13 protein-coding genes are annotated in these 8,901 nt (G+C 74.5%); 10 read left to right on the top strand and 3 right to left on the bottom strand.

The window, feature by feature from the left end; translation table 11 throughout:
• The first annotated feature begins 185 nt into the window (after nucleotides 1–185).
• From HGA03_RS17255 to HGA03_RS17210, 10 genes are all read left to right on the top strand, one after another.
• On the top strand, nucleotides 186–515 hold the full coding sequence (locus HGA03_RS17255) for a hypothetical protein (RefSeq protein ID WP_168631522.1): 330 nt from the start codon (nucleotides 186–188) through the stop codon (nucleotides 513–515).
• Nucleotides 512–1,234: a DUF6573 family protein gene (locus tag HGA03_RS19170; RefSeq protein WP_239073688.1), complete on the top strand. Its 723-nt coding sequence runs from the start codon at nucleotides 512–514 to the stop codon at nucleotides 1,232–1,234. The genes HGA03_RS17255 and HGA03_RS19170 overlap by 4 nt, the downstream gene beginning before the upstream one ends.
• A 722-nt stretch (nucleotides 1,235–1,956) precedes the next feature.
• Nucleotides 1,957–2,238 (top strand): glutaredoxin-like protein NrdH, encoded by a 282-nt coding sequence (gene nrdH, locus HGA03_RS17245; protein ID WP_168631521.1) that lies wholly within the window; start codon nucleotides 1,957–1,959, stop codon nucleotides 2,236–2,238.
• Nucleotides 2,235–2,765: a hypothetical protein gene (locus HGA03_RS17240; RefSeq protein ID WP_168631520.1), complete on the top strand. Its 531-nt coding sequence runs from the start codon at nucleotides 2,235–2,237 to the stop codon at nucleotides 2,763–2,765. Before nrdH ends, HGA03_RS17240 begins: the two co-directional genes overlap by 4 nt.
• A gap of 11 nt (nucleotides 2,766–2,776) precedes the next feature.
• Entirely contained in the window at nucleotides 2,777–3,118 is a 342-nt protein-coding gene (locus HGA03_RS17235; protein ID WP_168631519.1) for a hypothetical protein, read from the top strand.
• Nucleotides 3,115–3,804, top strand: coding sequence for a ParB/RepB/Spo0J family partition protein (locus HGA03_RS17230; RefSeq protein WP_168631518.1), 690 nt, complete (start codon nucleotides 3,115–3,117; stop codon nucleotides 3,802–3,804). The genes HGA03_RS17235 and HGA03_RS17230 overlap by 4 nt, the downstream gene beginning before the upstream one ends.
• Nucleotides 3,801–4,742 carry a DUF3560 domain-containing protein gene (locus HGA03_RS17225; protein WP_168631517.1) on the top strand — a complete coding sequence of 314 codons (942 nt, stop codon included), beginning with the start codon at nucleotides 3,801–3,803 and terminating at the stop codon, nucleotides 4,740–4,742. Before HGA03_RS17230 ends, HGA03_RS17225 begins: the two co-directional genes overlap by 4 nt.
• 537 nt (nucleotides 4,743–5,279) lie before the next feature.
• A complete protein-coding gene (locus HGA03_RS17220; RefSeq protein WP_168631532.1) occupies nucleotides 5,280–5,729 on the top strand; it encodes a hypothetical protein in 450 nt (149 codons plus the stop codon).
• Nucleotides 5,726–6,724, top strand: coding sequence for a zeta toxin family protein (locus HGA03_RS17215; RefSeq protein ID WP_168631516.1), 999 nt, complete (start codon nucleotides 5,726–5,728; stop codon nucleotides 6,722–6,724). The genes HGA03_RS17220 and HGA03_RS17215 overlap by 4 nt, the downstream gene beginning before the upstream one ends.
• A 78-nt stretch (nucleotides 6,725–6,802) precedes the next feature.
• The gene (locus HGA03_RS17210) at nucleotides 6,803–7,156 is read left to right on the top strand and encodes a hypothetical protein (protein ID WP_168631515.1); all 354 of its coding nucleotides are present in this window, start codon (nucleotides 6,803–6,805) and stop codon (nucleotides 7,154–7,156) included.
• 19 nt (nucleotides 7,157–7,175) lie between these two features.
• On the opposite strand, the gene HGA03_RS17205 is transcribed toward HGA03_RS17210, so the two are convergent.
• The 3 genes from HGA03_RS17205 to HGA03_RS17195 form a co-directional block, all read right to left on the bottom strand.
• Nucleotides 7,176–7,925 carry a Fic/DOC family protein gene (locus HGA03_RS17205; protein ID WP_168631514.1) on the bottom strand — a complete coding sequence of 250 codons (750 nt, stop codon included), beginning with the start codon at nucleotides 7,923–7,925 and terminating at the stop codon, nucleotides 7,176–7,178.
• Nucleotides 7,922–8,116, bottom strand: coding sequence for an antitoxin VbhA family protein (locus HGA03_RS17200; RefSeq protein ID WP_168631513.1), 195 nt, complete (start codon nucleotides 8,114–8,116; stop codon nucleotides 7,922–7,924). The genes HGA03_RS17205 and HGA03_RS17200 overlap by 4 nt, the downstream gene beginning before the upstream one ends.
• Before the next feature lie 237 nt (nucleotides 8,117–8,353).
• Nucleotides 8,354–8,704, bottom strand: coding sequence for a hypothetical protein (locus tag HGA03_RS17195; RefSeq protein ID WP_168631512.1), 351 nt, complete (start codon nucleotides 8,702–8,704; stop codon nucleotides 8,354–8,356).
• Nucleotides 8,705–8,901 lie beyond the last annotated feature (197 nt).

Here is an 8,901-nt window from a genome sequence, read left to right as displayed (position 1 = left end):
CACCCGATGCCGTCCGCCATGACGTAGCCCACGCCCTCGCTGCGCTCGGTCATGCGCTACGTCACAGCTCCCGGCCCCGCCCGGGGCCCCTAGCCGGGCCCGATACCTCGCGCCTACCGGTGAGGCCCCAAAAGAGGGGCGCTCACCGGCCCGCCCAGGGCCACCGAACAGACAGGAGCCCCACCATGCAGAACACCACCAGCGACGGGTACACCATCGCCACCGTCGACGGCCGCGGCGACGTCTCCGTCATCGCCCAGGTCGACGACCACGACCTCACCGGCCCCAGCCCCGAGATCGTCCGTGCGGGCAACCGGATGCTGCTGCAGGCCGCCGTCGCCCGTCAGATCATCTGCCCGTTCACCGACACCGTGCTCGACGTGTCCAGCGCCGTCCTCATCACCGTCCCCGCCGGCCGCTCCTTCGTGATGAACGCCGACCACTGGGACCAGCGCGGCCCCGCCTTCCTCGCCGCCCACCCCGGCACCGAGGTCATCGACGGGCGCGCGCTGTGAGCGCCCCGCACCAGGCCGGCGCCCCCGGCCCGGCCGAGGTCGACGTCGACCCGCTGACACGGGCGTCCCGGGTGCTGAGCGCCGTAGGCGTGCAGCACACGCCGACGTACCTCGCCATCGAGATCCCCGCCTCTGACGGCCTGATCGTCGTGACCGACGGCCTCGCCGACGCCGAGTGGACCGTCTGCCGGTACACCGACCAGGGCGACTACGACGAGGGCCGCGACGCGGCCGAACGGCTCGACACCGACGACCTGTCAGCCCTCACGGCATGGGTCGCCCAGCGGGCCGCGGCCGCCAGCGCGACCGGACCAGTGCCGGCGAGTGACCCGACCGACCTGTTCGGGCCCCCGATCCACGTCTACACGCGCGCCCAGGCGATCGCGGACGGTGTCCTGCACGACGTCACCACCGACGCGACCGAGGCCGGGTTCCGCCACCCGGCCGCGCTCACCGCCGCCGCCTGGGCCGACGCCGTCGAGTGGAACACCGAGCACGGCGCCCTCCAGGACGAGGCCGGGCGCCTGTGGGACGTGCTCACCATGGCCCGGGTCTACGCCCCGCGGGCCGGCGGCTCCGACCGCGTGCCGTTCCGGGTGCTGCGGGTGCCGAACCGGCCCCGCGCCAGCCGGCCGCAGTACACCGACCTGGTGCTGCACGTCGGCCCCGGCGACCACGGCGAGCCCGTCCTCACCATCATGCTGCCCGGCGAGGACTGACCACGGCGCCCGCGCACCGCCCGGCGGGGCGGTGCGCGGGCGCGAGCTCCCAAGCAGGAGCGGGCGGCGTGACCCCGGCGGACGGCCGCGCGGGCGACCAGGCGCATCGAGCGCCGGCCACCCGCACCGGGGCCTCCGGCCCCGGACCCCGGCAACGCCCAGCCCGTGGCCAGCAGCGGTGAGGGGCCCCTCGCCCACCTGGGCACGCCGCGAGCTGGCCCCCGCTGCGCGGCTCGCGGCGCACACAGGCTGGACGACGGGACCCAGCAGACCGCCCGCACACCCCCCGCGCCCCTCACCTCGAGGTTGGCGGGTCGCCGCGCAGCCGGCGCGGGCGTGCACGGGCTCCCACCCGAACCTCCCGGGCCGGGGTGGGGTCGCGGCCGCCGCGGGCGGCGCACCCCACCCCAGGGCCTCCGGCCCCGGACCCCGGCGACGCACGCGGGGGCCGTCCGCGGCCGGGTCGACGTGGCGTCTCACCGGGGCCTGTCCATCGATCCGAGCCGGCTGATCGTTGTCGCGCCGCCGTGGGCGTCAAGGGCCGATCACCTGCCGTACGGGGTCGGGGACGGTGCTCCGCACCAAGGTCCAAGCCCTGGTCTGTCAGGCCCTTGACCCCCACAGCTCTGCGACATGGGCCTCCGGCTAACGAAGCGATGGCCGGGCCTACCGAGCACAGCGAACACCGCACCAGTGCCCGCCGCAGACACCAGGAGGACGACATGACCACCACCCCCAACCCCCACACCCCGCCGGCGACGCTGACCGTGTACTCCAAGCCGGGGTGCGTGCAGTGCCGGGCGACCACCCGCGCACTGGACAAGGCCGGGGTGTCCTACGCCGTGGTGGACCTCACGACCGACGACGACGCCCGGGCCTACGTGATGGCACTGGGTCACCGGCAGGCGCCGGTCGTCGTCACCGAGACCGGGGACCACTGGTCGGGGTACCGGCCCGACCAGATCACCGCCCACCTCCAGCGCCAGGCTGCGAGCCGGGCATGAGCACCGAGCCGGCCGTCTCCGAGGCCGACCTCGTCGACGAGCTCGCCCACCGTGCCCTGTGGTCGGCCGAGGACGCCGCGACCCTGCGCACCGCGGCGCCGTGGTGGCCGTTCGGAGGACGCGCCCTGCGGCCAGCCCTGGCAGCGCTGATCTGGGACCACGACCTCAACCGCCCGGGCGCCCCCGAGAACGGCGCGCAGCGCCTCGCGTCGGTCTGGGCGTGGATCCAGGACCGCGCGCTCGACGTCGACGCCGCACACACGGCGCACCAGAACTGGCTCCGGGACCAGCGATCGGGAGCGCGCAACGAGCCCGAGCCCGTCGACCCGTACCGCAGCGCGGCCGCGAGCTACCGAGCCGAGCGCGACTGCCTGCCCGACCCCGGGCTGCTGCGCCACGCCGCCACTGTCCTGGGCGTGGTCCCCGACCTGGGATTCCTCGACCCGCACAGCACCGCCACCACCCACGAGCTGCTCGAGCAGCTCACCAGCCTGCGCGCGGCGAACCTCGCCGCGGCACCTCGATGAAGGGAACGACCATGACCACCAGCACAGCGCCCGGCCCGTGGCCGGCTTGCCCCACCTGCGGCTCCACCCGCCGGCGTTGCCGGCGCCCGTCCGGGCACGACGCGCCCGAGTGGCACGCCGCGCGCCTGGCGCTCTGGGAGGCACTGGACGACGAGACCAAGGCGCGCCTCGAGCGGATCGTGGACCGCCCCATCGTGCGCGTGGAGCCCACCCCGGGCGACGAACACCGCTACGCGATGTGGTGCGAGCACTGCACCGGCACCTACTCCAACACCGTCAAGACCGACGTCCAGCAGGCCGCCGCGCGGCACCGCGACCTGCACCGCAACGGCGCGCTCGAGGTGACCCGATGACCGCGCGCCTGGTGCCGATGAACGCCCTGTACCCGAACCCCGACAACCCCGATTCCCGGCTGCGGGGGATCGAGGAGCTCACCGCCTCCATCCGCCTGTACGGCGTGCTGAACCCGCTGATCGTCACCCCTCGTCAGCGCGGCGGGCTGCTCATCCTCGACGGAGGGCGCCGCTACGCCGCCGCCGAGCGCGCCGGCTTGCAGGCCGTGCCCTGCGTGGCCGCCAAGACAGCGACACGCGCCGATCGGCTGTTGCTGATCCTCGCCGCCGGGCTGGGGGAGCGGCTCAGCCCGCTCGAGGAAGCCCGCCTCATGGCCGACCTGCGGTCCGAGGGCATGGCGTTCGCCGACGTCGCGCGGCGCACCGGCCGCTCGATGACGACGGTGCGCGAACGCCTGCGACTGCTTGAGGCCCCGCCCGAAGTCCAGAAGATGGTCACCGCCGGCACCCTCAGCGTGAGCGCCGCGAGCGAGCTCGCGCGCCAGACCGCCACCACCGGATCCGGGGCCGTGGCTGCCCGCACGCCCGCCAGGCCGGCGTGGTTCACCAGGGCCCACCCGCTCGCCGGCGAGGTGCGCCAGGCGTGCACGCACCGCGACACCCGCAAGGTCGTCGGGGGCGCGGGCTGCGGGCAGTGCTGGGAGCAGGCCATCGTCGACCACGCCCGCCAGGGGCAGCCGGCATGAGCGCGCTGACGATCACCCACACCCGCGCCGAGGGCACCGTCCTGGAGGGAACCGCTGCCGGCGACGGCGCCGCGGGGATCCTCACCGCGTGCGGCTGGCGCTGGTCGCGGGATCGGGGCACCTGGTACGTGCCCCGATCCCGGGACCAGCATGCCCGCCACGACCTGATCGAGGCGACCAGGTCTCAGCTGCAGCGCGCCGGCCACGACGTCGAGGTGCACGTCGACGAGCAGCCCCGGGACTTCGCGGACATCGAGGTCGACCTGCTCGCCCGGCGCCGGGCACGCGCAGCCGCGCTCAAGCGACGCGCGGTCACGGCCAAGGCACGAGCGGACGCGGCCGCCGGCGCCGAGGAGGCCGCGGTGCGCGCGCTCCCGCCCGCCGGCGAGCCCATCAAGATCGGGCACCACTCCGAGAACCGGCACCGGCGGTCGATGGACCGGGCCCACCGGGCGACCGGGAAGAGGATCGCGGCGGACGACCGCGCCCGCGAGCTCGAACGGCAGGCGCAGGCCGCGACGCAGTCCGTCGCCGCGCGGTACGCCCCGCGTCCGGTCGCTGCCCGCATCGACCGTCTCGACGCCGAGCTGCGGCAGAAGCTGCGAGCCCTGGCCCGCCTCGAGGCGGGCGAGCCCGGCACGGTCGACGCCCGCACGCGCAGCCTCCTGCAGGAGCAGATCGCCCTCCTCGAGCAGGAGCTCGAGCACTGGACGGCCACCCGTGCCGCCCAGATCGCCGACGGCCTCGCCGTCGACTACGGGCCGCACAACGTGCGCCCCGGCGACCAGGTGCAGATCTCCGGGCACTGGTACCGCGCCGTGCGCGCCAACCGCGCCACGGTCACCGTCGACATGGCCGGCGGCCGCCGAACCGCGACCGCCCCCTGGCGGAACGTCACCGACCACAACCCCGCGAACCAGCAGCAGGAGGACGCATGAACACCACATCCAAGCGCGCGCGGAGCTCCGTCGGGCACCGGCCCGGGACCCCCCACCGCGATGCCTCCACGCCGCCGGCGCCGGCTGCGCCGGCGCAGCGGGTGCGCCCGCACCCCCGCGGGCGCCGCGACCCGCGCACCGCCCACGGGCGCCTGCGCTGACCCGGCACCGCTCGCTGGCCGCCGCGTGTGCCGCGTGCTTGGCGCAGGACACGCGGCGGCCCGGCATAGTCATCGCCGCGCGACGGCGCGATTGCACACGGGGCAGCGCCAGCAGTCGACGTCGTAGACCATCGTCGCCGCATGCTCGGGGCAGTCCGGGACGGTGTTGCCGTGGGTGCTCATCGTTCCTCCTGTTCTGACCGCCGTCCGTCGGCGATCGCGACGGACCGTGCCGGGGGCAGCCGGCCTGGCAGTCGCAGGAGGTAGATGTGCGGCGGCCGTCCTCGCCCTCTGAGGGCAGGGGGCGAACCGCTGTGACCGACGGCCACAGCGGGTATAACCTTGGTTATAGAAGGAGGTGGTCGGCGTGAGCACGATGGTTCCGCACCGTGAGGTGGTCGACCGCGCACGGCGGTCGCGACTGCGCGCGCACCTGGCGCAGTTGGACTACCTGCGCAGCCTGAACGAGGCGCGCGTGCTCGGCGTCTCGCAGACGGAGATCGCCCGCGAGCTGCGTGTCACGCAGCCGGCCATCAGCAAGTCGATGAGCGCGGCGTCCTCGACGCCGCCAGTCCCCGAGGGGTTCCACGGGGGGAGTCCGTACGAGATCGCCGAGCGGTACGCCGCGGGGGAGATCTCGCGCGAGGTGCTCGTCGACGAACTCGCCCGGTGGCCCTACACGCCGCGCGACGCCGGCGACGGCATCGACTGGCTGACGTACGAGCCGGGCACGTTCGAGGACGTCGTGCGTGCGCGCCGTGACGGGCTGCTCGACACCGCGACCTATGACGCGGTGCTGGCCCGTCAGGACGAGCTGGAGCGTTGAGCCGGCCCGACGACCTCGCCGTCAGCCGGCACCGCGACCTGGTCCGCGAGCTGTCACGCCCCGGCGGTCCTCTGGCCGCTGACGGGCCGAACGCCACGGTGAACAACCCGGCCTGGTTCCGGACGCCGAACCAGCCGCGCGGTGCTCGCGGCGAGCTGCACGACCGCCTCGTCGACGCGCACCGCGAACGCTTCGCCGACGTGCTGGCCGACAAGCAGGCCATCGTCCTGGCCGGCCCGCCAGGGGCGGGCAAGTCCACCGTGCAGCGGGCGATCCTGGGTGACCGGGCGGGGGAGTGGCTAGTCGTCGACGCCGATGAGTTCAAGCACGCGCTGCTGCGAACCGCGCTCGAGGATGGGTCGTACCGGAACTTCCTCGTCCCGGACCGCGTCCGTGAGCTCGAGGCCGACGGCGAACGGTTCGCGCCACTCGAGCTGGCGTCCCTCGTGCACGAGGAGTCCTCGCTTCTCGCGCGCCAGCTGCGCGCGGAGGCGATCGCCGACGGGCTGAACATCGTGGTCGACACCGTCCTGTCGAGCGAGCGCGCGGCGCTCTCGCTCGGCGCCGACCTCGAGGCCGCCGGCTACCGCGTGCGCGTCGTCGACGTCGAAACGACCTACGAGATCTCCGCGGCCCGCGTCGAGCAGCGGTGGCGCAACGTCACCCGCGAGTTCCTGGCCGACGAGCGCGCCACCGGACTCGGCGGCCGGTGGGTCCCCAGTGAGTACACCCGCGCGCTGTTCCCGCCCGAACTGGCCGGCACGTCGGTGTGCGAGGGCGTAGCCCGCACCCTCGCAGAGCAGTGCCCCGCGGTGAGCCGGCTCGAGGTGTACCGCGTCGTCGACCCGACGCAGGCGCCGTACCTCGAGGTGGCGCTCGAACGCGGCGCTCGGCGCGGCGCCCTGGTCGATGCCAGTGCCGCCCGCGCTGCAGCGATCGCGGACGTCAGTCGCGCACGTCCGGGCCGGCGCAGCGACCCTGCCGTTGAGCGGTGATGGGTCGCACCCGCTGGGCCCGTAGTCGCGGCTGAATGACCCGCTCGGGGCGTCGCGGGATTGCTAGCGTGCGTGAGCATGGGACGGAACGCGCGGCGACGCAAGGAAGCGAAGCAGGCCGGACGCACGCCGTCGACGGCCGGCACGCCGGGGGCGACCTCGGTTCGATGGCTCGACGACAACGACGTGGCGGCCGCGGTTGCGACACCAGGTGCGTTCTCGCGACTCGCTCGGCGCAAGTGCGATGAGTGCGGGGGGTCCGATCTCGCATGGACCGACCTCAACGGGCTGCGCGAGGCCGTCAGCGATGACCAGCGCGCCCGGGTGGACGAGGTCGCCGGGTTCGTGGGTCCTGCCTCGGAAGCCTGGCTCTGCCGGACCTGCGGGAACTTCGGCGTCCTCGGCGGGTTCGAGGCATCCGCCGGGTGGTGACACCTCGCCGGGCCCGCTCCTAGCGCTCGAGGTCGAGCGCCAGACCGTTCGCGCGGGTGCGCCGGCGATCGGGCGCGCTCACGCGCCCGGCGGCCGACGAGCGACTGAGGTTCGCCAGGCGTAGCGCCTCGGCGGCGTGCGGGTCGAAGTCCCGCAAGCCGGCGCGTGACACGACCCGTTCGAACAGCTCGCGCAGCGGGGCGCGGTCGCCGGTGCGGGCGGCGTGGCTGACGTAGTCGTTCTGGTCGCCGCTGACGGCGAGCCAGTCGATGTGGTGTCCGGACTCGCGGGCGAGCGACGTCAGGTACTCGCGCTGGGTGCGGCCGTTGCCCTCCCGGAACGGGTGCGCCTGGTTGACGACGGCGTAGACGTCGGCGAGCGTGGCGGGCACATCGGCCGGCGCGACGTCGCGCAGGTGGTCGGTGGCGGCGAGGAAGTCGGCCACGTCGCGCATCGCGGGCGCGATGCGGTCCACGCGTGCGAAGAACGCATCGCCCTTGCGGATCTCGACGGTGCGGACGTCACCGGCCCAGGCGTAGATGTCCAGGAACAAGTGGCGGTGGATCGAGCGCAGGCCGTCGAGGTCGTAGGTGGCCGGCAGCGCGTGCTCGCGCATCCCGAGTGCGCGGGCTTCGACGAGGGCGTCTTCGATGTAGCGCAGCTCGGCCGGCGTGCGTGCACCGACGAGGTTGCGCAGCGTCCGGCCGTCGGGCATGAGGTAGCCGTGCCACCGCTCGCGCTCGTCGCCGGTCTGCCACGGGTGAGTCACTCGTGGGCCTGCCGCACGACCAGGTCGCGGGTGAGCGCGGCGAGCTCGTCGGCGGTGATCTCGCCGGCGACGTAGCGGTCCTGCAGGGCGCGGACCGCGGGGTCCGTGCCGCCGCGCTCCATCTCGCTGGAGTGGCGGATGCGGGCGGCGTCGGCGGCGCGCTGCGCGCGCTCCTCGTCGCTGATGGGCATGGTGTTCCTCCTGCTGCCTTTCGCTGTTCGGCTTCCGGTCCCCCGACTGGTCCGAACTGGTCGCCGTGTGCGGCGACCGGAAGCCCGTGCACATCCGCGACTTGCGGAGCGTGACCGTTCAGCTTGTGGTGACGGTCGCGGTTGTGCGCGGGCGCACTTTGGGTCCCGTCGTCCACCTGTGGGCGGGCGGAGCCGCGAAGCGGTGGAGCTCGGGCCGTCCACAGGTGGGCGAGGGGCTCAGGAGGCGAGCGGCTCGCCCACCTCACCGGTGCCGCCCTGCGGGACGGCGGCCGGTGCGAGCGGCGTGGCGCTCGCACCGCGCGAACGTCCGGCGCGGCGGGTTCCGGTGCCGCGCGCGGCCGTCGGCGCGGCGAGGCCGGCGTCGCGCAGCTCGCGCTCGGTCCACCCGGCGCTGAGCGCGGCGCGGTACTCGCGCGCGTAGGACGCCTCCGCCTCGTCGAGCGCGACGAGGGCGGCGTTGCGGCTCGCGGCGGCGGTCGCGAGGCCGTCGACGAGGGTCATGCGCGCGTCGATCGCGGCGCGCAGCTTGTCGCGGTAGGTCTGGGTGTCGGTGCTGAGGCTCGCCATGTCGGCGAGCGTAGCCGCGCCCGTCAGGGCGCGGTGGCGGCGACGCTTCGCGTCACTCTGCTGGCCGTGCCGCGCAGCCGCGCGTCACCCACCCAGCGGAGCCCCAGACGGAGCAAGCTATACACTTAGGTGCCCTAAGTGGCTTGGCCTCTCGACCTGTCGCGGTCGGAGGCTGCACACTTCGTGTGGTCCCCGCA

The organism is Cellulomonas denverensis (genome assembly GCF_012396125.1).
Classification (GTDB): Bacteria; Actinomycetota; Actinomycetes; order Actinomycetales; family Cellulomonadaceae; genus Cellulomonas; species Cellulomonas denverensis.
This window is presented reverse-complemented; position numbering and strand designations above follow the sequence as displayed.

Coding starts and splice junctions, on each gene's coding strand:
- HGA03_RS17210 (WP_168631515.1), top strand. CDS start 6,803: ATGGGACGGAACGCGCGGCGACGCAAGGAAGCGAAGCAGGCCGGACGC.
- HGA03_RS17200 (WP_168631513.1), bottom strand. CDS start 8,116: ATGCCCATCAGCGACGAGGAGCGCGCGCAGCGCGCCGCCGACGCCGCC.
- HGA03_RS17220 (WP_168631532.1), top strand. CDS start 5,280: ATGGTTCCGCACCGTGAGGTGGTCGACCGCGCACGGCGGTCGCGACTG.
- nrdH (WP_168631521.1), top strand. CDS start 1,957: ATGACCACCACCCCCAACCCCCACACCCCGCCGGCGACGCTGACCGTG.
- HGA03_RS17235 (WP_168631519.1), top strand. CDS start 2,777: ATGACCACCAGCACAGCGCCCGGCCCGTGGCCGGCTTGCCCCACCTGC.
- HGA03_RS17230 (WP_168631518.1), top strand. CDS start 3,115: ATGACCGCGCGCCTGGTGCCGATGAACGCCCTGTACCCGAACCCCGAC.
- HGA03_RS17225 (WP_168631517.1), top strand. CDS start 3,801: ATGAGCGCGCTGACGATCACCCACACCCGCGCCGAGGGCACCGTCCTG.
- HGA03_RS17255 (WP_168631522.1), top strand. CDS start 186: ATGCAGAACACCACCAGCGACGGGTACACCATCGCCACCGTCGACGGC.
- HGA03_RS17240 (WP_168631520.1), top strand. CDS start 2,235: ATGAGCACCGAGCCGGCCGTCTCCGAGGCCGACCTCGTCGACGAGCTC.
- HGA03_RS17195 (WP_168631512.1), bottom strand. CDS start 8,704: ATGGCGAGCCTCAGCACCGACACCCAGACCTACCGCGACAAGCTGCGC.